This window comes from Variovorax sp. 10N432 (assembly GCF_056394465.1).
Genome location: NZ_JBFTHX010000005.1, coordinates 219245 through 240494 on the forward strand (window position 1 = coordinate 219245; position 21250 = coordinate 240494).

A 21250-nucleotide genomic window follows, 5' to 3' on the forward strand; every position below is an offset into this window, starting at 1 on the left:
AAAGGCACACCATGACAGGCATCCACCCCGACAACCAGGTCCCCGAACTCAAGGACTACAACCTCTACGCCAGCGACCCGGCGCTGCGCCGCGCGGTGGCGCGCGGCGGTGCCGGCTGGCGCGACGACGAGCTGCTGCGCCAAGGCGCGGAGTACGGCTGCGAAGCGACGATCCGCGCCGCCGAGGATGCCAACCGCCACGAGCCCGAACTGCACACCCACTCGCGCATCGGCGAGCGCATCGACCTCGTGAAGTTCCATCCTGCGTGGCACACGATGATGGGCATCGCGCGCCGCAACGGCATCGCCAACCTGCCCTTCGTCGACCCGCGCCCCTCGGCCTGGACCGCCTACGGCGCCTCGCTCTACATGCACAGCCAGATCGAGTCCGGCTCGACCTGTCCGACCACCATGACCAAGGCCTGCATCCCGGTGATGCGGCTCAATCCGGCGCTGTTCGAGGCCACGCAACCCAAACTGAACGCGACAGTGCACGATCCGCGCGACCTGCCCTTCGCGCAGAAGGACTCGATAACGGTCGGCATGGGCATGACCGAGAAGCAGGGCGGCAGCGACGTGCGCACCAACACCTCGCGCGCGGTGCCGGCGGGCCGGGGCCCCTGGGGCGACGAGTTCCTGATCACCGGACACAAGTGGTTCATGTCGGCCCCGATGTGCGACGGCCACCTGGTGCTCGCCAAGACCGAGGAGCGGGGGTCCACCTGCTTCTTCGTGCCGCGCTGGCGGCCCGACGGCAGCAAGAACCCGGTCCAGATCCAGCGCCTCAAGGACAAGGTGGGCAACCGCTCCAACGCGAGCAGCGAGGTCGAGTTCAAGGAGGCCTGGGGCGTGCGGGTCGGCGACGAGGGCCGCGGCATCCCGACCATCATCGAGATGGCGACCTACACCCGCCTGGACTGCGCGCTCGCCAGCGCCGGCTTCATCCGCCAGGCGCTGGCACAGGCGCTGCACTACACGCGCAACCGCCACGCCTTCGGCAAGGCGCTGATCGAGCAGCCCGTGATGACCGATCTGCTCGCCGACATGGCGCTCGAGTCCGAGGCCGCCACCTTGCTGGCGATGGACCTGGCCTCGCACTTCGGCTCGACCGATCCCTTCGACCTCGCCTGGCGCCGGCTCGTGACGCCGGCCGCCAAGTTCTGGAACTGCAAGCGTGCGGTGGCGCTGACCGGCGAGGCGATGGAGGTCTTCGGCGGCAACGGCTATGTGGAAGACGGTCCGATGGGCCGCCTGTTCCGCGAAGCGCCGGTCAACTCGATCTGGGAAGGCTCGGGCAACGTGATGAGCCTGGACGTGCTGCGCGCGGTCTCGCGCAATCCGGACGACGCGCACCTGGTGCTCGACCATCTGCAGCAAGTGGCGTCGCAGGACAGCCGCCTGCGGGCCCAGGCCCAGGCGCTGCGCGACGCGGTCGTGCTGCCCCCGGCCGAACTCGAGCGCCAGGCGCGCCGCTTCACGCAGCGGCTGGTGCTCACGGCCCAGGCCTGCCTGATGCTGCAGCACGCGAGCGCCGAGGCCTCGGCCGCCTTCATCGGCAGCCGCTTCGACCCCGACTGGGGGCCGGTGACCGGCATCACCTCGGGCACCAGCGATCCGGCCGCGCTGCTGCGCGCCGCCTGGCAGTGAGGCGACAAGCAAGATGACGGATTTCGTTTCGATCCTCGACCAGCACGCCCGGGTGCAGCCGGGCAAGGAGTTCCTGCGCGCCGCGGGCCGCTCGTACAGCTACGCCGAGTTCGCCGAGCTGAGCCGCCGCGCCGCCACCGTGCTGCGCGGCCAGGGCATCGTCGCCGGCGACCGCGTGGCGCTGCTGTGCTTCAACACGCCGGGCTTCGTGCTCGCGCTGTTCGGCGCCTGGCGGCTCGGGGCCGCGGTGGTGCCGGTCAACCACAAGCTGCAGGCGCCCGAGGTCGACCACGTGCTGCGGCATTCGGGCACCAAGCTGTGCGTGGTCGACGGTGCGCTGGCAGCGCTCGCGCAGAAGGTCGCGCATGCACCGGCGTGGCTCTCGACCGACAGCGCCGGCGCCGGCGCCGGCATGGCCAGCTTCGACGAACTGCTCGCGCAGGCCGCGCCCCTGGAGCGCGGCACGCCGCCGGCCACCGACGCGCTGGCCGAGATCCTCTACACCTCGGGCACCACGGGCAAGCCCAAGGGTTGCCTGCACACCCATGCCAACGTGTTCCTCGCGGCGGTGTGCGCGGCCGCCAGCACCTCGATCACGCGCCACGAGCGCACCCTGATCGCGATGCCGGCCTGGCATTCGTCGCCGCTCAACAACTGGCTGCTCGGCACCCTGCTGATGGGCGGCAGCGTGGTGTTGCTGCGCGAGTACGCGCCCAAGGCCTTCCTCGACACGCTGGCGCAGGAGCGCATCAGCTTCACCTTCGGCGCGCCGATCGCCTTCCTGGCACCGCTGCAGGTGGTGCCCGACCTGCAGTCCTACGATTTCAGCGCGATGCGGATGTGGGCCTACGGCGGCGGGCCGCTGGGCGCCGACATGGCACGCAAGCTGGCCGACAGCTACCGCAGCGACCGCTTCGTGCAGGTCTACGGCATGACCGAATCGGGCCCGCTGGGCACCGTGCTCTATCCCGAGGAGGCGATCGCCAAGGCCGGCTCGATCGGACGCGCCGGCGTGCCGGGGGTCGCGGTCGAGGTGCGCCGCGCCGACGGCGAGCGCTGCTCGGCCGGCGAAGTGGGCGAGATCCACCTGCGCTCGCCCGCGATCATGAAGGGCTACCTCGACAATCCCGAAGCCTCGGCCGCCGCGTTCGACGACGAAGGCTGGTACCGCACTGGCGACCTGGCGCGGATCGACGAAGACGGCTACCTCTTCATCGTCGACCGGCTGCGCGACATGATCGTCACCGGCGGCGAAAACGTCTATTCGAAGGAGGTCGAGGACGTGCTGGCGATGCATCCCGACGTGCAGGACGTGGCCGTCATCGGCCGTCCGCATCCCGAATGGGGCGAGACCGTGACCGCTGTGATGGCGGCGCGCCCCGGCCGGGTGCTCGACGGCGACGCGCTGCGCAAGTACCTCGAACCGCAGCTGGCGCGCTACAAGATCCCGCGCGCCTGGGAAGTGCGCGAGGCGCTGCCGCGCACCGCGACCGGCAAGCTGCTCAAGCACCAGCTGCGGTAAGAATACGGCGATGACCCATCCGCCGATCGAATCCGAACGCCCTGCCGCCGTGTTCACCCGCGAGGGCGAGGCCTGGCTGCCCAGCGCGCTCGCGCGCGGCCCCTGGGACCCTCGCGCGCAGCACGGCGGCGCTCCCAGCGCCCTGCTCGCGCACGTGGCCGAAAGCGCCATCGACGAACCCGGCTGGCAGCTGGCGCGCCTGACCGTCGAGCTGGTCAAGCCGGTGCCGGTCGCGCCGCTCGCCACCCGTTTCAGCATGCAGTCCGCGCGCTCGACCACGCGCCTCACCATCGAGCTGCTGGCCGGCGACACGCTGGTGGCGCGCGGCCATGCGCTGATGCTGCGCGGCCAGGCGCTGGCCCTGCCCGACGGCCTGCCCGCTCCGTCGCCAGCGCGCCTGCTTCCAGCGCCGCAGGATTGCAGCCAGCCGCTGCGCATCCCGGGGCTGCCCGAGGGCATCTCGTTCTACGCCACCGCGGTCGACACCCTGGCGGCCCAGGGCGACGTCTCCCGGCCTGGCCCGGGCGCCGCATGGTTCCGGCTGGCGGTGCCGCTGGTGCAAGGGGTGCCCAACACGCCCGCGATGCGCGCCGCCGCCGCGGCCGATTTCGGCAACGGGCTCAGCTGGGTGCTGCCGCCCGACCGCTTCCTGTTCTCGAATGCCGACCTGAATTTGCACCTGCACCGCGCGCCGGCGGGCGAATGGATCGGCCTGTCGTCGGAAACCCAGGTCGACGCCAGCGGCGCCGGCCTCACGCTGTCGCGGCTCTATGACGAGCGGGGTCCGATCGGCACGGCGGTCCAGACGCTGGTGCTGCGCGAGCGGAACTAGGGCGGACTGAAACCCCTCTTTCGGAATCCCGAAGCACGGGCGGCGCCGCCCGTGGCATCCTGCGCAGGCGATTCCGCAGGCAAGTTTCTGGAGAGATCCGATGGTCGAAGGCAAAGTGGTTCTGGTCACCGGCGCAGGGGGCGGCATCGGCCGCGACATCGCGCTGGCCATGGCGCGGCACGGCGCCCGCGTGGTGGTCAACGACATCGGCGCCGCGGTCGACGGCGCCGGCCACAGCACCGGTCCGGCGCAGCAGGTGGTCGACGAGATCCACGCGATCGGCGGCGAGGCGGTGCCCAGCACCGACAGCGTCGCCGATGCCGCCAGCGCGGCGCGCATGGTGCAATGCGCGGTCGACAACTTCGGCCGCATCGATGCGGTGGTCAACAATGCCGGCATCCTGCGCGACCGCTTCTTCCACAAGATGTCGGTCGACGAGTGGGATTCGGTGATCAAGGTCCACCTGTACGGCACCTACTTCGTGAGCCGCGCTGCCGCGACCTTCTTCAAGGAGCAGAACGCGGGCGCGATGGTGCACATGACCTCGACCTCGGGCCTCGTCGGCAACTTCGGCCAGGCCAACTACTCGGCCGCCAAGCTCGGCATCGCGGCGCTGTCGAAGTCGATCGCGCTCGACATGCTGAAGTTCAACGTGCGTTCCAACTGCATCGCGCCCTTCGCCTGGAGCCGCATGATCGGCGCCATCCCGACCGACACCGACGAGCAGAAGGCGCGCGTGGCCAAGATCCAGCAGATGACGCCCTCGAAGATCGCCCCGCTGGCGGTCTACCTGGCGAGCGATGCCGCCCACGAGGTCAACGGCCAGATCTTCTCGGTGCGCAACAACGAGATCTCGCTGATCAGCCAGCCGCGGCCGGTGCGCTCGGTGCATCGCTCCGAAGGCTGGACGCCGCAGACCATCGCCGAGCATGCGATGCCGGCGATGCGGGCCAGCTTCTATCCGCTCGACCGCTCGGCCGATGTGTTCAGCTGGGACCCGATCTGACGAGCCCCCAAGCTTGCGGGACAATCTGCCCGTGAACTTGCACTTCGACCTTTTCGACCTCAAGCTTTTCGCATTCGTCGCCGAGGCGCGCAGCCTGACGCGCGGCGCCGACAAGGCCTGCATCTCGCTCGCGGCCGCCTCGACCCGCATCAAGCAGATGGAGGAGGCCATCGGCGGCAAGCTGCTGCACCGCACCGCCCAGGGCGTGAACCTCACGGCCGCCGGCGAAGCCCTGCTCTATCACGCCAAGCGCGTCATGCAGCAGATGGAGCACCTGCGCATCGACATGCAGGACTTCGGCAAGGGCATCAAGGGCCACGTGCGGGTGTTCGCCAACACCACGTCGATCACCGAGTACCTGCCCGAGAAGCTGGCCGGCTTCCTGACCCAGCATCCGGCGGTGCAGGTCGACCTGCGTGAATTCCTCAGCGAGGAGATCGTGCGCTCGGTGGCCGACGGCGGCGCCGACATCGGCATCCTCGCGGGCGACGCCCACACCGGCGACTTCGACGCCCGCCCCTTCGGCCGCAACCATCTGGTGCTGGTGGTGCCCACGGCCCACCGCTTCGCCGACGCCAGCGAGATGGCCTTCGTCGACACCCTCGAGGAGCAGCATGTCGGCCTGCACCATGCCAGCGCGATCCACCGCTTCCTGCTGCGCAAGGCCGAGCTCGCGGGCCGCGGCTACGCGCCCCGCATCCAGGTCGGCAGCTTCGAGGCCATCTGCCTGATGATCGAGGCCGGTGTCGGGGTCGGCGTGCTGCCGGCCTCGTCAGCGCGGCGCCTGTCGCGCGCGCTGCGCATCAAGACCGTGCCGCTGACCGACGCCTGGGCCGAACGCGAGCTCAAGATCATCGCGCGCAGCCGCGAGCAGCTGCCGGCGTCCGCACGCGAACTCTTCGACTACCTGGCCCAGCCCTCGAAGCCGGACTGAGCCCGATGTCGGCCGACCTCAAATCGCTGCGCCTGTTCGTGGCCGTGGCCGACCACGGCAGCATCAGCGAGGGCGCCAAGCGCTGCCACATCGCGCTGGCCGCCGCCAGCAAGCGCATCTCCGACCTCGAGGCGCGGGCCAAGCTGCCGTTGCTGGTGCGCCATGCGCGCGGCGTCACGCTCACTTCAGCCGGCCACGGCCTGCTGCTGCATGCCCGCGCCGTGCTGTCGGCCATGGACCGGCTCGGCGCCGAGCTCGACGACTTCCAGAACGGCGTGGCCGGCGTGGTCAGCATCACGGCCAATGCATCGGCCATCGCCCAGTTCCTGCCGGCGCAGATCGGCTCCTTCCTGCGGCTGCATCCGGTGCTCAAGATCGACCTCCAGGAGCGCGCCAGCACCGAGGTGGTCAAGGCCGTGGTCGGCGGCCTGGCCGACATCGGCGTCATCGAGGGCCACACGCCGGCCGACGGGCTCGAATGCCTGGCCTACCGCAGCGACGAGCTCGCCGTCGTGGTGGCGCGCGACCATCCGCTCGCACGCCGCAAGCGGGTCGGCGTCGAAGAGGTGCTGCGGCACGACCATATCGTGGTTCGCGAAGGCACGGCGCTGCACCGCGTGCTGCTCGCCGCGGCGCTCGAGGCCCAGGTGCCGCTCAAGGTGCGGATGCAGGTCGGCAGCTTCGACATGGTCTGCCGCATGGTCGAGCAGGGCATCGGCATCGGCGTGCTGCCCTTCGCCGCCATCCTGCCGCAGCTGCAGATCCTGCGGCTGCGCTGCCTGCGCCTCGACGCGCCCTGGGCCATGCGCCGCCACCTGCTGTGCGTGCGGCGCGAGCAGGACCTGACCGCGGCGGCGCGTTCGGTGCTGGAGCATCTTCGGATGCCCGATCCGGCCTGACCGGCCCCTGATCTTTTTGAAGGAGAGACCCATGACGAAGACGCAGGTGCTGGTGATCGGATTGGAGCCCACGCTGGTCGACTTCAGCGCGATGCCCGACATGAACGCCGCCAAGGTCCGGGCCGGGCTCGAAGCGGACCAGGCCAAGCTCGCCGCCCTGGGGTACGAGGCCGAGCTGTGCCTGACCGACCTCGGCGCGACGGCTGCCGATGTGGTGGCCCGGAAGCTGTCCGAAAAAGCCTTCGATTGCGTGGTCATCGGTGCCGGCATCCGGACCCTCCCGGCCTACTTTCTTCTCTTCGAGCAGCTGATCAACGTGGTCCACCGGGCTGCCCCCGGCTCCCGCATCTGCTTCAACACCCGGCCGAGCGATACCGCCGAGGCCGTGCAGCGCTGGTCATAGCAGCCCGAGCCTTCGCGTCCCGCGAAGCCTCGCGCCCGCCACAAACGAATTGTTCTCCCGCTCGCGCGCGTCAAGAATCGCGCAACCGAGCAAGCAAAGGAGACATTCTTGAAGATCATCCGCGTCAGCGCCACGCCGCTGAACATCCCGGTCACCATCGACGTGCTGGGCCTGGCCAAGCAGACCTCGCTGTCGCTCTGCCTGACCGAGATCGAGACCGACACCGGCCTGGTGGGCCACGGCATGACCGCCATCACCGAGGAAGAGATCATCGCCGCCGCGGTGCGCGAAGTGGCGGGGCCGGCGCTGATCGGCGAAGACCCGATGGCCACCGAGCGCCTCTGGGAGAAGCTCTACTGGCTGCTCTCGCCGCGCGGCCAGACCGGCTACGCGAGTCACGCCATCGCCGCGCTCGACATCGCGCTGTGGGACCTCAAGGCCAAGGCACTGGGCCAGCCGCTGTGGCGCCTGCTGGGCGGCGCGCGTTCGCGGGTCCCGGTCTATGCCACCTTCGGCTTCGGCTTCTTCGAGCGCGACCAGCTGGCCGAAGCGGCAAAGCTCTGGGTGTCGCAGGGCTTCCAGCGGCTCAAGATGACGGTCGGCGGCCATGCGCTCGCGCGCCGCGACGAGCCCCGTCCGATCGACGAGGTAATCGACGAGGACGTGCGCCGCGTGGCCGCGGTCCGCGAGGCCGTGGGCCCTGACGTCAAGCTCTACGTCGACGCCAACTGCGGCCTCGACCTGTTCCACGCGACCCAGCTGGCGCGCCGCATCGAGCCCTACGGCATCAGCTTCTTCGAGGAGCCGCTGACGCAGAACGACGTGCGGCAGATGGCGCAGCTGCGCAGCCGCACCACGATCCCTCTGGCCTGCGGGCAGAACGAAGGCCTGGCCTTCCGCTTCCGCGACCTGCTGGTCAACCAGGCGGCCGACGTGCTGCAGCCCAACGTGACGATCTCGGGCGGCTACTCGCAGTGCCTGAAGATCGCCGGCATGGCCCAGGCCTTCAACGTGCCGATCGACAATGGCGGTGCCTGGCCCTTCCACAACATGCACCTGCATGCGGGGGTCGCCAACGGCGGCATGGTCGAATACCACTACGTCGCGGTCGAGATGCTGAAGAAGATTTTCGACGGCCTGCCGGTGCCCGACCAGGGCTGGCTCACGCTGCCCGAGACGCCGGGGCTCGGCTTCGCGCCCAACGCGGAGCGGGTGCGGGAGCTGGCGAAACTGCCGACCTCGCACGGCAAGGGCAAGGCCTGAAGCAGGCCATGGACAAGGACAACGGAGACACGATGAACAAGAGACAGCAAGCGACTCGACCCCCACGCCGTCAAGCCCTGCGCCTGGCGACCCTGGCGACGCTGGGCATGGCGCTCGGGATGACGGGCGCCGCCTGGGCCCAGAAGTACCCCGACCGGCCGATCCGACTGGTGGTGGGCTATTCGGCCGGCGGCGGCGTCGACGCCGCGGCACGCATCCTGAGCGCCCGCCTGCCGGCGGTGCTGGGCCAGCAGGTGGTGGTCGAGAACCGCGCCGGCGCCACCGGCATGATCGCGGCCGACCTGGTCGCCAAGGCGGCGCCCGACGGCTACACGCTGATGATGGGCGACAGCGCCATGCTGATCACCAAGCTGCTGCAGCCGAAGATCGCGATCGATCCCCTGACCAGCTTCAAGCCGGTGGCGGGCGCCTTCGTCTCGCCGCTGATGATCGTCACCGGCAACGACTTCCCGGCCCGCACGCCGGCCGAACTGGTGACCGAGCTCAAGACCCATCCGGGCCGCTATTCCTTCGCCACCTCGGGCGTCGGCACGGTGCAGCACCTGGGCTTCGAGATGCTCAAGCAGACCACCGGCAGCTTCGTGGTGCATGTGCCTTACCGCGGGGCCGCGCAGATCGTGCCCGACGTGGTCGGCGGGCAGGTTCCGATCGGCGTCGTCAGCGCCACGGCGGGCATGGCGCAGGCCAAGGCCGGCAAGCTGCGCGCGGTGGCGCTCATGAACAAGGCGAAGCTCGACGGCGCCGACGGCGTGGCGCCGCTGGCCGATGCGCTGCCGGGCTTCGACGTCGCGCCGCGGCTCTTCCTGTTGGCGCCGGCGGGCACGCCCGACGACATCGTCGAGAAGATCTCGGCGGCCGTGAAGACGGTGCTCGACACCCCCGAGGCGGCCACCGCGGCAGCCGCCCAAGGCACCTTGCGCGCCTACGCGCCGCCCGCGCAGCTGCGCAAGGATCTGGCCGACGAGACGGCACGCTGGAAACGCATCATCACCGACCAGCGCATCGTGGCCGAAGGGAGCTGAAATGACGCAAGCGCACCTGGGCCTGATCGTTCCCCCGGCCGCCGGCGCGGTGCCGGTCGATGGCCCGCTGCTGTACGGAGAGCGCATCCGCTTCAGCGCCCGCGGGCTCGGCCTCGGCGAGATCTCCACCCGCGGCTACACCGAGGTGATCGATTCGGTGGTCGAGAAAGCGCTCGAACTCAAGGCCGAAGGCGTGGCCGCGGTCTCGCTGATGGGCACCTCGCTGAGCTTCTTTCGCGGCGCCGCATTCAACCGCGAGCTGCAGCAGGAAATGGCCCGCGCCACCGGGCTGCCCTGCAGCACGATGAGCAACGCCATCGTCGGCGGCCTGCGCAGCCTCGGCGTGCGGCGGGTCGCGGTGGCCACCGCCTACATCGACGAAGTCAACGTGCATCTGCGGCGCTACCTCGAGGACAGCGACTTCGAGCCGCTGGCGCTGCAGGGGCTGTCGATCTCCGACGTGCAGGCGGTCGGCGAGGTGCCGACCGCCGTGCTGGTCGACCTTTGCGCGACTGTCTTCGAAGCGAGTCCGGGCGCCGACGGCATCCTGATCTCGTGCGGCGGCCTGGTCACGCTCGATGCGGTGCGCGAGGTCGAGGCACGCTTCGGCGTGCCGGTGGTGTCGAGTTCGCCTGCGGGCTTCTGGGACCTGGTGCGTTGTGCCGGGCTCGATGCGCGCTCGCCGGGCCACGGACGCCTGTTCGCCTGAACGCGCGGGCGGCTCAGCCGCGGTCGGCCGCGGCGAGCAGCGCCTGCGCCTTGAGCACCACGGGGCGGTCGACCATCTTGCCGTCGACCGCGACCGGCGCGCCGCGGCTGCCCGCATCGGCTTCGATCACGCGCCGTGCCCATTCGAGCTGTGCCGGCGTCGGCGAGAAACCCCTTTTGACGGTCTCGACCTGCTTCGGATGGATGCAGAGCTTGCCGCCGAAACCCAGGCGCCGCGCCTGCCTCGCATCGGCCTCGACAATGGCCGGATCGTCGATCGAGGTGCTGACGCCGTCGACCGGCGGCTGCAGTTCGGCCAGGCGCGACGCCAGCACGATCTGCGAACGAAACAGCAGCAGCTCGACGCCCTCGCCTTCGATGCCCAGGTCGGCCTGGAAGTCGATCGACCCGAAGACCAGCCGCTGGACCCGGGGCACCGCCGCGATCGCGCCGAGCTGGTCGATGCCGCGCGCGGTCTCGATCAGCGGCCACAGCACGGCCCGAGGCAGAACATCGGAGAGCCGCTGAAGCACGGCCGCGTCCTCGGCCTTCGGCAGCATCAGCGCGGCGACGCCGGCCTGCGCGCACATCTCGATGTCGGCGGCGTGCCACGGGGTGTCGGCGGCGTTGACGCGGACGCCGACGACCGGACCGCCGCCATCGACATCGCGCGCCGCGATCCAGAGGGCGACCTGCGTGCGCGCTTCGTCCTTGCGGTCGAGCGGCACCGCATCCTCGAGATCGAGCACGACCGCGTCGGCGCCGCTCTGGCAGGCCTTGTCGAAGCGCGTGGGTTGATGGCCTGGTACGAAGAGCAGGCTTCGGGCGATTTGTGTCATGTCGAGTCTCCAGTGATGCGAGCCGTGGGCACCAGGTTGTCCGGGGCGTGTGCCGAGGACGCCGGGTGGCCCCCTCCGCTCATGTCCCCCGCCTTCGGCTCCTCCTTTACTTCGCTGCGGGGGCCACCCGGCGCCCTCGTCACGGGTAGCGTCGTGTCGTGCTGGCCAAGGATGAACCACCGCCGTGACGGATCACGTCGATGGTGTGCTCTGCGCAGCGAAATAAAGGAGGAGGCCGCAGGCCGGGGGACATTCGCGGAGCAGAGTACGCCGTCGGCGTGATCCCGCCCCAACCTACGCCAAAAGGCGTCCGAAGCGCGGCGCCGCCGCCAGCGACCAGATGCCATCGCACAGCGCCTGCGCCTCCTGCGGCGTGGCAGCTTCGCCGTACGCAACGAGCCGCTTCATCTTGTCCTCGATCTCGGCCCGGCTCAGCGTGTTGCCGGGGTCGCCCTTGGGCTCGTCGACCCGGCCCGAGAAGGTGCGCCCGTCGGTGGTCGTGACGCTGACCTTGCCGATCCAGCGCGCCGGGTAGGCAGTGTCGACCTCACGGTCGAGCTCCATCATGACCTTTTCGCGGAAGGCAGCCACCTCGGGCGCCAGGTAGTCGCGGTCGAATTCGGTCAGGCCGGCGCGGCCATGGACCGCGATCAGGCCAAGCACGGTGCCCATCGAGAACTTGCCCTGGTGCACGGTGGTCGGCACGACCACGCGGCCCAGCACGTCGATCGCGCCCTGGTGAACATGGGTCACGACGCGCGCGATGTCGCCCTGCTGCAGCTGCTCGCGCCTCATGACCTGCAGCAGCGCATCGGCGGCCGGGTGCGTGTGGCGGCAGGAGGCGTGGTACTTGAACGAAGTCTCGGCCAGCGTCCAGCGCGTGCCCAGCCCATCGACCAGGCGCGCGGGATCGGCATCGGTCGACATGCCCACGCCCAGGCCTTGCGCGCCTTCGAGCACATGCTGCGCGCCCGTGAAGCCATCCTTCGCGAGGTAGGCCGACATCAGCCCGCTCGCCGCCGCATGCGCGCAGTGAAGCTGCTTCGAATCGGCGGCGTCGCGCAGGAACTCCCACACGCCGGCCGACTGGGTGCCGGCCGAGCCGAAGGCGTGCAGCATCTGGGCCGGCGTGAGTTCGAGCAGCCGCCCCACCGCCGCAGCGGCCGCCAGCGTGCCGGCGGTGGCGGTGGTGTGGAAGGTGCGGTAGTGCGAGCGGCCGAGGAACTCGCCGACCCGGATGCCGACTTCGTAGCCGGCCACCACGGCCGTGAGCAACTGCGCGCCGCTCGCGCCCAGCGCCTGCGCGGTCGCCAGCGCAGGTGCGAACACCACCGCCGCCGGATGGAACACCGAACCGTTGTGGACGTCGTCCTGCTCGACGTAGTGCGAGGCCGCGGCATTCACCAACGCCGCGAAGACCGGCGAAGTGGTACGGCGCGAGATCAGCACCTCGCTCGGCCCCTCGGCCGGCCCCATCATCTCGGCAAAGCGCTGGATGGCCTGCACCGGACGCGCCGACCGGGCGGCGAGCACCGAGCCCAGCCAGTCGAGCATCAGGTCCTCGGCGCGGCGCGCCACCGGATCGGGAATGCGCTCGAACGTCAGTTCGGAGGCGAAAGTGGCGAGCGCCTGGCTCGGGTGATCGGATGCGTGGGTGCTCATGGCAAGGGTCTCGGTCGAAAATGTTTCGTTGCTCACACGGCGCCGTCGGAACGCAGTGCCGCGATGGCGTCGGCGTCGTAGCCGCATTGCGCCAGGATCGCATCGGTATGCTGGCCCAGGGTGGGCACCGCATCCATGCGTGCATCCCATTCGCGCGGCACGCCCGGCGGCAGCAGCGCCGGAATCGGGCCGGCGCCGGTGCCCACTTCGGTCCAGCGCCCGCGCGCCGCCAACTGCGGGTGGTTCCAGACGTCGTGCATCGTGTTGACCTGCGCGGTCGCGATCTGCGCGGCGTCGAGGCGCTGCATGATCTGCGCCGCGGTGAAGGGCGCGAAAGCCTGCACGATGATCTCGCGCAGCGCATCGCGCGACGCGGTGCGCTGCGTGTTGGAGGCAAAGCGCGCATCGGTCGCCAGGGCCGGCTGCTCCAGCACCTGGGCGCAGAACACCTGCCATTCACGCTCGTTCTGCAGGCCCAGCATGACCAGCTTGCCGTCACCGGCCTGGAACGGACCGTAGGGATAGATCGTCGCGTGCGCGGCGCCCGCGCGCGGCGGCGGCTCGGCACCGTCGAAGGCGTAGTACATCGGGAAGCTCATCCACTCGACCATGCTCTCGAGCATCGAGACGTCGATGCGGCAGCCCTTGCCCGTCTTGCCGCGCTGCAGCAGCGCCGCCAGGATGTTGCTGTAGGCGTACATGCCCGCCGAGATGTCGGCGATCGAGCAGCCGGCCTTCGCCATGTCCTGCGGCGTGCCGGTGACCGACAGGAAGCCGGACTCGCTCTGGATCAAGAGGTCGTAGGCCTTGCTGTCACGGTAGGGCCCGGGCTTCTGCGCATCGTCGCCGTAGCCCGAGATGTCGCACACGATCAGGCCCGGATGCTTCGGCGACAAGGCCTCGAACGACAGGCCCAGCCGCGCGGCCGCGCCCGGCGCGAGGTTCTGCACCAGCACGTCGGCTTCGGCGATGAGGCGCTGGAGGATCTCCTGGCCCTGCGGGTGCTTGACGTCGAGCGTGAGGCTCTCCTTGGAACGGTTGGTCCAGACGAAGTGCGAGGCCAGGCCGTGCACGCGCTGGTCGTAGGCGCGCGCGAAGTCGCCGCTGCCGGGCCGTTCGACCTTGATGACGCGGGCGCCCAGGTCGGCCAGTTGCCGGGTGCAGAACGGCGCCGCGATCGCGTGTTCGAGCGTGAGGACCGTGATGCCTTCGAGCGGCCGCATCAGAAGCTCCTCGGCAAGCCCAGCATGTGCTCGGCCACGTAGCTCAGGATCAGGTTGGTCGAGATCGGCGCCACCTGGTAGAGCCGGGTCTCGCGGAACTTGCGCTCGATGTCGTATTCGCAGGCGAAGCCGAAGCCGCCGTGGAACTGCAGGCAGGCGTTGGCGGCCTCCCACGAGGCCTTGGCGGCGAGGTACTTCGCCATGTTGGCCTGGGCGCCGCAGGGCTCGCGGGCGTCGAAGCGGCGGCAGGCCTCGTAGCGCATCAGGTCGGCCGCCTCGACCTCGATGAAGGCCTCGGCGATCGGGAACTGAACGCCCTGGTTCTGGCCGATCGGACGGCCGAAGACCACGCGCTCCTTGGTGTAGGCGGTGACCTTGTCGATGAACCAGTAGCCGTCGCCGATGCACTCGGCCGCGATCAGCGTGCGCTCGGCGTTGAGGCCGTCGAGGATGTACTTGAAGCCCTGCCCTTCCTCGCCGATCAGGTTCTCGGCCGGGATCTCGAGGTTCTCGAAGAACAGCTCGTTGGTCTCGTGGTTGACCATGTTGAGGATGGGCCGCACCGTGAGCCCGTTGCCGATGGCCTCGCGCAGGTCGACGATGAAGATCGACATGCCTTCGGACTTCTTCTTGACGTCGGCCAGCGGCGTGGTGCGCGCCAGCAGGATCATCAGGTCGGAGTGCTGGATGCGCGAGATCCAGACTTTCTGGCCGTTGATGACGTAGCGGTCGCCCTTCTTCACCGCGGTGGTCTTGATCTTGGTGGTGTCGGTGCCGGTCGACGGCTCGGTCACGCCCATCGACTGCAGTCGCAGGTCGCCGCTGGCGATCTTCGGCAGGTACTGGCGCTTCTGCGCCTCGGAGCCGTGGCGCAGCAAGGTGCCCATGTTGTACATCTGGCCATGGCAGGCGCCCGAGTTGCCGCCCGCGCGGTTGATCTCTTCCATGATCACCGAGGCTTCAGTGAGCCCGAGGCCCGAGCCGCCGTATTCCTGCGGTATCAGCGCGGCCATCCAGCCGGCCTTGGTCAGTGCGTCGACGAACTCGGCCGGGTAGGCGCGGGCCTCGTCGACCTTGCGGAAATACTCGTTGGGGAACTGGGCGCAGAGGTCGCGCACGGCGTCGCGGATGTCGGGGAAGCGGGGATTGGCATCGGTCATGGCGGTCAGGAGGATGAGAGTTCGGCGCTGGCCTGCATCAGCAGCGCGCCCTGGCCGTCTTCGGCCCAGAGTGCAACCTTGCCGTCGGCATCGGCCGCGTGGCCGCAGACCCGCAGCAGGCGGCCGCAGGTCAGCGGGCGAACGGCCTTGAAGCTGTAGCCAAGCACCTGCCGGCCCGGGTTGTGCTGTTGCGCCGCCTCGAGCAGCAGCGTGGCGATCAGCGGACCGTGCACCACCAGGTCCTCGTAGCCCTCGACCTGCGTGACGTAGGGATGGTCGTAGTGGATGCGGTGGCTGTTGAAGGTGAGCGCCGAGTAGCGGAACAGCAGGGTGGCGTCGGGCCGGTGCTCGACCGACCAGGCCGCATCGGCCGGGGGAACTTGCGGCGGCGCCGATTCGCCCGGCTTCGCCGCCTCGCGGTAGACGATGTCGTGCAGGTCGCGCAGCACCAGCGTGTCGCCTGCGTGCACCTCGTGCGCGACCTTGACGAACACCAGGGCACCGGCCTTGCCCTGCTTCAGGGTGACGTCAGCCACGCGCGAGGTCTTGCGCGCCGGCGCGCCGAGCGGCAGCGGCGCGAAGAACTCGAGTTGGCTGCCGGCCCACATGCGGCGCGGCAGCGGCACCGGCGGCAGGAAGCCGCCGCGCGCCGGATGGCCATCCGGACCGAGCTGGATCTGTGGCGCGGTCGGCAGGAAGTAGCACCAGTGCCACAGCGGCGGCAGCGCCCGGCCCGCCGGCCAGGGCTGGTCGTCGTTGCGAAGGGTGGCGGCCAGCGCGCTCGCGGTCCAGGGCGACAGCAGGTCGTCATGGGTCTCGGTGCGGCCGATCCAGGTTTGCAGGTGGGCGATGTCGAGCGGGTCGGTCATGGCCTGGCCTTTCAGTCTTGGCGCGGGCTCCCGGCCTCGCGCTCGACCCGCTGCCAGATCTCGACGCCCATCGGATCGTCGATCTCCTCCAGGATGTGGCCGACCAGGCCGATGGCGCGCGCCATCACACCGAAGCCGCGGATGATGCGCCAGGGGAAGCCGAATTCGGCCGCGATGGCACCGATGGCGCCGGTGGCATTGATCGGCAGCGACTTGCCCGAGACCCGCTCGGCTTCTGCCTGCACCGCCTGCATCAGCGCCACGTAGTGGCTCGACAGGCCGTTCTCGGCCGCGATCTGGAACAGCCGCGGCGTGCGCGGATCGATCGGCTTGTGCAGCGGATGGCCCAGCCCCGGCACGATCTCCTTGCGGGCGCGGTAGGCGGCGACGATCTCGCGCGCCAGGTCGGCCAGCGGCCGGGTGGGCTGGGTGCCGGGCGGGATCGCCTCGTACAGCATGCGCGCGGCGCCTTCGGTGCTGCCGACGAACACGCTGCCCAGCCCGCAGAGGCCGGCGCCCACGGCGGCCTGCAGCGCCTCGGGCGCGCCGGCGTAGGTCAGGCGGGCGACCAGCGCGCTCGGCGTGATGCCGTGCTCGACCAGCGTCACCACGATGGCGTTGAAAGTGATCGATTCCTGCGGGGTCGGCACCCGGCCGGTGAGCTCGAGGAAGGCCATGTCGCCGAGGTTCAGGTGGCCGAGGATCTCGGAGGGCAGGTCGCGCCCGCGCACGGTGATCTTGTCGGGCGTGCTGTGGCCGAGTTCGGTGTGCAGGGACTTCTTGATCTTGGTCATGGAGGAATGGGTGCGCGAAATGTCGACCCCGCGAATCTAGTCCCGTTGCAGCGATCGCGGTCTGTGATTGCCGAAGGCTCCCTTCGGCAATCGTGAACGTCGGTGCGCGCCCGCTCTGGCACGCTCCCAACCCGGATCTCACCAAGCTGGACACCATGGACCACGACTCATTGGCCGCCATCCGCGAAGCGGCACTGGACTATTTCGAGCGCAGCGGCAGCATCCGCCGCTGCCGCGCACTGACCGAAAGCCCGCGAGGCGCCCAAGCGGCGGCCTGGTCCGCGCTGGTCGCACTGGGCTGGCCCGGCATGCTGGCGCCCGAGTCCGCGGGCGGCCTGGCCTTCGACCTGGCCGGCGCCGCGGAACTGCTGCGCGCCGCCGGCGAGCACGTGGCGCCCGAGCCACTGCTGGCCGTGGCCGGCCTCGGCGCCCTGCTGCTGCGGCGGCTGGACGGTGCCGCCGCCAGCAGGCTGCTGTGCGAACTGGTCGAAGGCCGGAGCCTGCCTGCCTTGGCCTGGCAGGAAAGCGCAGGCGACCTCAGCGACGTGCCACTGGATTGCGGCTGTGAAGCCGATCCGCAGGGCCGCCTGCTGCTGCAGGGCGAGAAGATGATGGTGCTGCCGGGGGCGGCCGCCAGCGGCTGGCTGGTGTCGGCGCGCGGCGATGACGACACCGTGCTGCTGTGGGTGCCGCGCGGCACCGCCGGCGTGACCGAGACGCTGACGCCGCTGGTCGATGGCGAACAGGCGGCCACTTTGCGCTTCGACCGCGTCTCGCTGCCCGCCGAAGCCGTGCTGGCCGAAGGCAGCACCGCCCGCGAGGCGCTGCGCCAGACCCTGGCCGCCGGTCAGATCCTGCAGGCCGCCGAACTGACGGGCACGGCGCAGGCGATGCTCGACCAGACCCTGGCCTACCTGCGCACGCGCGCGCAGTTCGGCAAGCCGATCGGCAGCTTCCAGGCGCTGCAGCATCGGGCGGTCGACATGTTCATCCAGCTCGAAGTGGCGCGCGCCACCCTGGCCGAGGTGCTGGCGCTGGCGGCCGAGCCGGGTCTGCCGATCGAGCGGCTCGAGGCCGAGGCCAGCCGCGTCAACGCACGCTGCAGCGCGGCCGCGCTGCAGATCTCGCGCTCGGCGGTGCAGCTGCACGGCGCGATCGGCTACACGCAGGAATGCGACCTGAGCCTGTTCTACAAGCGCACGCTGCGGCTCGCGGCCTGGCTCGGCAACGCCACGGCGCACCAGCGCCGCTATGCCGCCCTGGCCGAGGCCGGCGCCCGGGCCGACGAGGCGATCGCCTGGACCGGCGAATTCCCGCGCACGGCCGACTGGGGCGCGATGCCCGAGCCCGACTTCCGGCGCATGGTGCGTGCCTTCCTGCAGCAGCGCTACCCGGCACGGCTGCGCTACCTGTCGCACCGCGCGCGCTGGAGCGAGATGCGCGACTGGTACCTGACGCTGTCGGCACAGGGCTGGGTCGCGCCGGCCTGGCCGCAGGTGCACGGCGGCATGGGGCTGCCGGCCGACAAGATGATCGCCTGGATCGAGGAACTCGAGCAGCACGGCGTGGCCCGCGCGCCCGACCAGGGCATCGTGATGATCGGGCCGCTGCTGATCCAGCATGGCACGCCGGCCCAGCAGCAGCGCTTCCTGCCGCGCATCCTGAGCGGCGAGCATGTGTGGTGCCAGGGCTATTCGGAGCCCAATGCCGGCTCCGACCTCGCCGGCCTGCGCACCGAGGCGCTGCAGGCGCGCGATGCCGCGGGCGACCACTTCATCGTCAACGGCCAGAAGATCTGGACCACGCTCGCGCAGGACGCCAACCACATCTTCATGCTGGTGCGCACCGACCGCGACGCCAAGAAGCAGGAAGGGATCAGCTTCCTGCTGTGCGACCTGGCGACGCCGGGCATCACGATCCGGCCGATCCACACCCTCGCCGGCGAGCCCGAATTCTGCGAAGTGTTCTTCGACAACGTGCGGGTGCCGGCCGAGAACCTGGTGGGCCGGCTGCACGGCGGCTGGACCATCGCCAAGGCGCTGCTGGGCTTCGAGCGCATCTTCCTCGGCAGCCCGAAGCAGTCGCAGTACGCGCTGGGCCAGCTGGCGCGGCTGGCGCGGGCGCGGCGGCTGTTCGCGGACCCGGTGTTCATGCAGCGCTATACGGCCCTCAGGCTCGACGTCGCCGACCTCTCTGCCACGTACGCGGGCTTCGCCAACATCGTGAAGGCCGGCAAGCCGTTGCCTTCCTCGGTGTCGCTGCTGAAGATCTTTGCCAGCGAGACCTACCACCGCATCGGCGCACTGCTGGTCGAGGCCAGCGAGGAACAAGGCGCGATCGCCGGCGATGTCGACGTCGACGGACAGCCTTTCAATGCGCTCTCGCCATTGATCGGATCGACCTCCGCGATGATCTATGGCGGCACCAACGAGATCCAGCGGAACATCCTCGCGCGGCAGGTGCTCGACCTGCCGGGCTGAGGTCCAGCAACCGTCGTCTGGTGGAGTTGGGGCGGGGCTCACGCCGACGGTGTGCTCTGCTCCGCGAATGTCCCCCGGCCTTCGGCCTCCTCCTTTATTTCGCTGCGCAGAGCACACCATCGGCGCGAGCCGTCACGGCCGTCGTTCATCGGCTGGAACCACCTCCTGCTACCCGTGCCGAGGGCACCGGGTGGCCCCCGCAGCGAAATAAAGGAGGAGCCGAAGGCGGGGGACATTCGCGGAGGGGGCCACCCGGTGCCCTCGGCACGCGCCCCGAACGCGTCCCCGCCAGGCCCCCGACCCGACTACGGCGCCGGAACGACCTCGTAATACACGCCACTCGATCCGAAGTACGGCTTGTACCAGGTCGATCCGAACTGATAGAAGTTGACGCCGTTCACCACCATGCTGCGCGCCCCGCCAGGCAATGCCGCCACCTGCGTGCCGAGCGGCAAGTTGCTCTGGGTAACGTAGACGGGCGGCGGCACCACCACTGCGGGCTGCTGCACGACCACGGCGGGACGGTATGAATCTGCGATGGCCGCACCGACCGCCATGCCCGCCACGGCGCCCACGGCCGCGCCGCAGCCGTAGCAGCCGGCGGGTCGGTAATACGGGTGATAGGGGTGATAGCCGCCGACCGCGACGGCGCCGCCCCGCCAGCCTCCCGCTGCAGCAATCCACGCGCTGGCATCGGACAGCGGCACAAAGACGCCCGCCACGACCGCGATGCCGAATAAGAGTGTCTTGATTGGCTTCATCGCGCTGCTCCTCTGCCTGATCACTTGTCCTGGCCCATCTGCTTGAACTCGAGCTTCACCGCGCCTTTCGGGATGCTCGCCTTGAAGGTCTGCGCCGGAACCGCCGCGTCGAGCTTCCAGTCGGACAACTCCACGGTGAACGTCGGCTGACGCTCGCCCGTCCGGTACGACACGACCATCAGGCGCGGCAGCTTGTCCGAGGTGCCGATCCACACTTCCCAGTCGAGGCCCGGCGCGGTGAATGCCAGGTGATCGGTCTTGACGCCGCCGACCGTCGTCTGGCCGACCCAGAGCGCGCTGGTGAAATCCTTGGTCAGGAACGCATACGGGTCCGCCACCAGAAGATCCAGGAAAGGCGCCGTGGCGTCAGACCCCGGCTGCACGCCGTTCATGAGCGCCTCGAGGAAGCCGCCCGCCGCATCGCGCTGCGCATAGAACTTGCCACCTGCTCCGACCACTGTCACGGTCTTGCCGTCGTAGAAGGCGTCGCTCGGGAACAGGTCGCCGCGCGCCGACACGAACAACTTGTCGGGCCGCTGCATCACCACGCGCGACGATGCATGGAGGCTCACGAACTGACCGGTCGGCGAGTGCGTCGGCACGATGCCGCGCACCTTGAAGCTGAGTGTCTTCGCGCCGGCCAGCGTGTCGCTCATGGCCTTGAGGAGCGTCAGTGCCCGCTGGTCCTTGATGTCCTTCGCGGGGGCGGCCGCGGGCACGGCCTTGTCTTGCGCCAGTGCAAGGCCGGGCGCCCACAGCGATGCGGAGGCCGCGAGCAGCGCGCAGGCAAGCGGTCGGGTGATTCGTCTCGGGCTGACGTTCATGCGGGCTCTCCAGCGGTGGCGCTCATGGCTTCTCCGCCACTGTCTGCGCCCTCGCGCCCGCTGTCTATTGCCCTTTAGGGAGGGTGCGCCGGAGCGGCGCGCCATCCTCGACTAGGCATAGTGACGGACCAGCAAGACGGCAAGACCCACCACCAGGACAGCGATGACGGCCAGGTTGCGCTTCCAGCCGGCGACGTATCTCTCCTGCTCGAGGTGCTGCCTCTCGGTGGCGAGATTCTCGCGCCGACGCGCCGAGGACCATTGACTCTCCCAATCATCGAAGCTCTGTTTCATGTCATAAATTGTTACGATTCGCGGGCTCGAAGTATAGGTAAAAGGTTCGCATTTTGATTTGCGGGAAATGGACCTGTCAGGTCGTAGG

Annotated in this window: 20 protein-coding genes; 11 read left to right on the top strand and 9 right to left on the bottom strand. The window is 69.8% G+C overall.

Annotation, left to right across the window (positions count from 1 at the left end; all coding sequences use genetic code 11):
- Positions 1–11: 11 nt before the first annotated feature.
- The 10 genes from AC1DF3_RS08725 (at position 12) to AC1DF3_RS08770 (ending at position 10257) form a co-directional block, all read left to right on the top strand.
- On the top strand, positions 12–1646 hold the full coding sequence (locus tag AC1DF3_RS08725) for an acyl-CoA dehydrogenase family protein (protein WP_478139367.1): 1635 nt from the start codon (positions 12–14) through the stop codon (positions 1644–1646).
- 13 nt (positions 1647–1659) lie between these two features.
- Positions 1660–3168 carry a class I adenylate-forming enzyme family protein gene (locus AC1DF3_RS08730; RefSeq protein ID WP_478139368.1) on the top strand — a complete coding sequence of 503 codons (1509 nt, stop codon included), beginning with the start codon at positions 1660–1662 and terminating at the stop codon, positions 3166–3168.
- A gap of 10 nt (positions 3169–3178) precedes the next feature.
- Entirely contained in the window at positions 3179–4000 is an 822-nt protein-coding gene (locus AC1DF3_RS08735) for a thioesterase family protein (RefSeq protein ID WP_478139369.1), read from the top strand.
- Between the two features lie 100 nt (positions 4001–4100).
- Positions 4101–5006 carry an SDR family NAD(P)-dependent oxidoreductase gene (locus AC1DF3_RS08740; RefSeq protein ID WP_478139370.1) on the top strand — a complete coding sequence of 302 codons (906 nt, stop codon included), beginning with the start codon at positions 4101–4103 and terminating at the stop codon, positions 5004–5006.
- A 31-nt stretch (positions 5007–5037) separates the two neighbouring features.
- Positions 5038–5940 (top strand): LysR family transcriptional regulator, encoded by a 903-nt coding sequence (locus AC1DF3_RS08745; RefSeq protein ID WP_478139371.1) that lies wholly within the window; start codon positions 5038–5040, stop codon positions 5938–5940.
- A 5-nt stretch (positions 5941–5945) separates the two neighbouring features.
- Complete coding sequence (locus AC1DF3_RS08750; protein WP_286526433.1) at positions 5946–6839, top strand: LysR family transcriptional regulator; 894 nt, start codon at positions 5946–5948, stop codon at positions 6837–6839.
- Between the two features lie 31 nt (positions 6840–6870).
- Positions 6871–7242 (top strand): hypothetical protein, encoded by a 372-nt coding sequence (locus tag AC1DF3_RS08755; protein ID WP_478139372.1) that lies wholly within the window; start codon positions 6871–6873, stop codon positions 7240–7242.
- A gap of 108 nt (positions 7243–7350) precedes the next feature.
- Complete coding sequence (locus tag AC1DF3_RS08760; RefSeq protein ID WP_286535450.1) at positions 7351–8505, top strand: mandelate racemase/muconate lactonizing enzyme family protein; 1155 nt, start codon at positions 7351–7353, stop codon at positions 8503–8505.
- Positions 8506–8537: 32 nt separating this feature from the next.
- On the top strand, positions 8538–9548 hold the full coding sequence (locus AC1DF3_RS08765; RefSeq protein WP_478139373.1) for a Bug family tripartite tricarboxylate transporter substrate binding protein: 1011 nt from the start codon (positions 8538–8540) through the stop codon (positions 9546–9548).
- Between the two features lies 1 nt (position 9549).
- Positions 9550–10257, top strand: coding sequence for an arylmalonate decarboxylase (locus AC1DF3_RS08770; RefSeq protein ID WP_478139374.1), 708 nt, complete (start codon positions 9550–9552; stop codon positions 10255–10257).
- 13 nt (positions 10258–10270) lie between these two features.
- Here AC1DF3_RS08770 and AC1DF3_RS08775 read toward each other — a convergent pair whose 3' ends face one another.
- The 6 genes from AC1DF3_RS08775 to AC1DF3_RS08800 all read right to left on the bottom strand — a co-directional run bounded on the left by AC1DF3_RS08775 (position 10271) and on the right by AC1DF3_RS08800 (position 16803).
- The gene (locus AC1DF3_RS08775; RefSeq protein ID WP_478139375.1) at positions 10271–11095 is read right to left on the bottom strand and encodes an HpcH/HpaI aldolase/citrate lyase family protein; all 825 of its coding nucleotides are present in this window, start codon (positions 11093–11095) and stop codon (positions 10271–10273) included.
- Positions 11096–11389: 294 nt separating this feature from the next.
- A complete protein-coding gene (locus AC1DF3_RS08780) occupies positions 11390–12757 on the bottom strand; it encodes an MmgE/PrpD family protein (protein WP_478139376.1) in 1368 nt (455 codons plus the stop codon).
- Between the two features lie 32 nt (positions 12758–12789).
- The gene (locus AC1DF3_RS08785; protein WP_478139377.1) at positions 12790–13980 is read right to left on the bottom strand and encodes a CaiB/BaiF CoA transferase family protein; all 1191 of its coding nucleotides are present in this window, start codon (positions 13978–13980) and stop codon (positions 12790–12792) included.
- The gene (locus AC1DF3_RS08790) at positions 13980–15140 is read right to left on the bottom strand and encodes an acyl-CoA dehydrogenase family protein (RefSeq protein ID WP_478139378.1); all 1161 of its coding nucleotides are present in this window, start codon (positions 15138–15140) and stop codon (positions 13980–13982) included. The genes AC1DF3_RS08785 and AC1DF3_RS08790 overlap by 1 nt, the downstream gene beginning before the upstream one ends.
- A 5-nt stretch (positions 15141–15145) precedes the next feature.
- Positions 15146–16009 carry an HTD2 family dehydratase gene (locus AC1DF3_RS08795; protein ID WP_478139379.1) on the bottom strand — a complete coding sequence of 288 codons (864 nt, stop codon included), beginning with the start codon at positions 16007–16009 and terminating at the stop codon, positions 15146–15148.
- Between the two features lie 11 nt (positions 16010–16020).
- The gene (locus AC1DF3_RS08800; protein WP_286535441.1) at positions 16021–16803 is read right to left on the bottom strand and encodes a citryl-CoA lyase; all 783 of its coding nucleotides are present in this window, start codon (positions 16801–16803) and stop codon (positions 16021–16023) included.
- A 155-nt stretch (positions 16804–16958) separates the two neighbouring features.
- On the opposite strand from AC1DF3_RS08800, the gene AC1DF3_RS08805 reads away from it, so the two are divergent.
- Positions 16959–19283 carry an acyl-CoA dehydrogenase gene (locus AC1DF3_RS08805; RefSeq protein ID WP_478139380.1) on the top strand — a complete coding sequence of 775 codons (2325 nt, stop codon included), beginning with the start codon at positions 16959–16961 and terminating at the stop codon, positions 19281–19283.
- A gap of 305 nt (positions 19284–19588) precedes the next feature.
- Here the strand turns inward: AC1DF3_RS08805 and AC1DF3_RS08810 are convergent, their stop codons facing one another.
- From AC1DF3_RS08810 to AC1DF3_RS08820, 3 genes are all read right to left on the bottom strand, one after another.
- Positions 19589–20044: a hypothetical protein gene (locus tag AC1DF3_RS08810; protein ID WP_286535439.1), complete on the bottom strand. Its 456-nt coding sequence runs from the start codon at positions 20042–20044 to the stop codon at positions 19589–19591.
- Positions 20045–20064: 20 nt separating this feature from the next.
- Positions 20065–20868: a DUF2092 domain-containing protein gene (locus AC1DF3_RS08815; RefSeq protein WP_286535438.1), complete on the bottom strand. Its 804-nt coding sequence runs from the start codon at positions 20866–20868 to the stop codon at positions 20065–20067.
- Positions 20869–20979: 111 nt separating this feature from the next.
- Positions 20980–21162 (bottom strand): hypothetical protein, encoded by a 183-nt coding sequence (locus tag AC1DF3_RS08820; RefSeq protein ID WP_286535436.1) that lies wholly within the window; start codon positions 21160–21162, stop codon positions 20980–20982.
- Positions 21163–21250: the final 88 nt, after the last annotated feature.

Coding starts and splice junctions, on each gene's coding strand:
- AC1DF3_RS08725 (WP_478139367.1), top strand. CDS start 12: ATGACAGGCATCCACCCCGACAACCAGGTCCCCGAACTCAAGGACTAC.
- AC1DF3_RS08730 (WP_478139368.1), top strand. CDS start 1,660: ATGACGGATTTCGTTTCGATCCTCGACCAGCACGCCCGGGTGCAGCCG.
- AC1DF3_RS08735 (WP_478139369.1), top strand. CDS start 3,179: ATGACCCATCCGCCGATCGAATCCGAACGCCCTGCCGCCGTGTTCACC.
- AC1DF3_RS08740 (WP_478139370.1), top strand. CDS start 4,101: ATGGTCGAAGGCAAAGTGGTTCTGGTCACCGGCGCAGGGGGCGGCATC.
- AC1DF3_RS08750 (WP_286526433.1), top strand. CDS start 5,946: ATGTCGGCCGACCTCAAATCGCTGCGCCTGTTCGTGGCCGTGGCCGAC.
- AC1DF3_RS08755 (WP_478139372.1), top strand. CDS start 6,871: ATGACGAAGACGCAGGTGCTGGTGATCGGATTGGAGCCCACGCTGGTC.
- AC1DF3_RS08765 (WP_478139373.1), top strand. CDS start 8,538: ATGAACAAGAGACAGCAAGCGACTCGACCCCCACGCCGTCAAGCCCTG.
- AC1DF3_RS08770 (WP_478139374.1), top strand. CDS start 9,550: ATGACGCAAGCGCACCTGGGCCTGATCGTTCCCCCGGCCGCCGGCGCG.
- AC1DF3_RS08775 (WP_478139375.1), bottom strand. CDS start 11,095: ATGACACAAATCGCCCGAAGCCTGCTCTTCGTACCAGGCCATCAACCC.
- AC1DF3_RS08780 (WP_478139376.1), bottom strand. CDS start 12,757: ATGAGCACCCACGCATCCGATCACCCGAGCCAGGCGCTCGCCACTTTC.
- AC1DF3_RS08785 (WP_478139377.1), bottom strand. CDS start 13,980: ATGCGGCCGCTCGAAGGCATCACGGTCCTCACGCTCGAACACGCGATC.
- AC1DF3_RS08790 (WP_478139378.1), bottom strand. CDS start 15,140: ATGACCGATGCCAATCCCCGCTTCCCCGACATCCGCGACGCCGTGCGC.
- AC1DF3_RS08795 (WP_478139379.1), bottom strand. CDS start 16,009: ATGACCGACCCGCTCGACATCGCCCACCTGCAAACCTGGATCGGCCGC.
- AC1DF3_RS08800 (WP_286535441.1), bottom strand. CDS start 16,803: ATGACCAAGATCAAGAAGTCCCTGCACACCGAACTCGGCCACAGCACG.
- AC1DF3_RS08805 (WP_478139380.1), top strand. CDS start 16,959: ATGGACCACGACTCATTGGCCGCCATCCGCGAAGCGGCACTGGACTAT.
- AC1DF3_RS08810 (WP_286535439.1), bottom strand. CDS start 20,044: ATGAAGCCAATCAAGACACTCTTATTCGGCATCGCGGTCGTGGCGGGC.
- AC1DF3_RS08815 (WP_286535438.1), bottom strand. CDS start 20,868: ATGAACGTCAGCCCGAGACGAATCACCCGACCGCTTGCCTGCGCGCTG.
- AC1DF3_RS08820 (WP_286535436.1), bottom strand. CDS start 21,162: ATGAAACAGAGCTTCGATGATTGGGAGAGTCAATGGTCCTCGGCGCGT.